At 78.1% G+C, this 871-nt stretch carries 2 protein-coding genes and 1 pseudogene; 1 reads left to right on the top strand and 2 read right to left on the bottom strand.

The annotated features are described in order from the left end of the window. The coding region (locus MXD58_RS25825; RefSeq protein WP_250610315.1) for a hypothetical protein at window positions 1-231 on the bottom strand (231 nt) is incomplete at its 3' end. Between MXD58_RS25825 and MXD58_RS30835 the strand changes: the two genes are divergently transcribed. After that, complete coding sequence (locus MXD58_RS30835) at window positions 142-354, top strand: SDR family oxidoreductase (RefSeq protein WP_308302051.1); 213 nt, start codon at window positions 142-144, stop codon at window positions 352-354. The two genes, MXD58_RS25825 and MXD58_RS30835, sit on opposite strands and share 90 nt — an antisense overlap. A 208-nt stretch (window positions 355-562) precedes the next feature. Here MXD58_RS30835 and MXD58_RS25815 read toward each other — a convergent pair. Next, window positions 563-871: pseudogene (locus MXD58_RS25815) on the bottom strand (ROK family protein); the annotation flags it as partial.

Genomic DNA, 871 nt, shown 5'->3' with positions numbered 1-871 from the left:
GCTCCGGCACACCGGCCGAGCCTGCCCCGTCGCGCTGGTGACCGGCGTGGCCCGCGGGCTCGGCGCGGCGGTCGCCGCCGCTCTCGACGCGGCAGCCTGGCCGCCGACCTCACCCGGCGCGTCGGTGACCGCGAACGTCGTCTGCCCCGGGTCGATGGACGCCACCCTGCGCTGCAGCTCGAGTCGGCGCGGATCTACGACCTGGCGGACACCGGCGAGTTCGCCGGCCACGCGTACCTGCGCCGGCTCCTGCGGCCCGAGGGGAGCGCGGCGGCCGTTGCGTTCCTGTGCTCCCCCGCCGCGGGCGCGAGGACAGGCTCGGTCCTGGCGGTCGACAGAGGTTTCACCGGCTGAGAGCCGGCCCGCGGCCACCTCCGCCGGGGACCACCGCGAATGGGGAGCCACCTCCGCCGGGGCTCGATCCCCACAGGGGTGACGCCCGCCCACCGGTTCAGGGCCCGAGGGTCAGGGCCCGAGGGTCAGGGCCCGAGGGTCAGGGCCCGAGGGTCAGGGCCCGAGGGTCAGGGCCCGGCGTGCGCGGGCCCCGTGGTCGAGGGGTCCCTCAGGCCGGGCGGTCGTCCGGCCAGCCGTACCGGTCCGGTGCCAGGACGAAGGCAGCGGCGCCGCGCAGCGCGACGGCGGCGGGGTCGGCACTGGGCACGATCCGCATCCGGCGGGCGAAGGCCAGCCCGGCGTGGCGGCGAAACGAGCTGCCGACGGCGTCCCAGAAGATCGGGCCGGACTGGGCGAAGCCGCCGGCCACGACGGCGGCATCGAGGTCGAGCAGGCTCGCGCTGGACGCGAGGCCGGCGCCGACGGCCTCGCCGGCCCGGATCAGCTCGGTTCGGGCCACGACGTCGCCGTCGGCGGC

Origin of the sequence: Frankia sp. AgKG'84/4 (assembly GCF_023242965.2) — a bacterium.
Lineage (GTDB): Bacteria > Actinomycetota > Actinomycetes > Frankiales > Frankiaceae > Frankia.
Note: the sequence above shows the minus strand (reverse complement) of the source record. Positions and strands in the feature narration are given on the sequence as shown.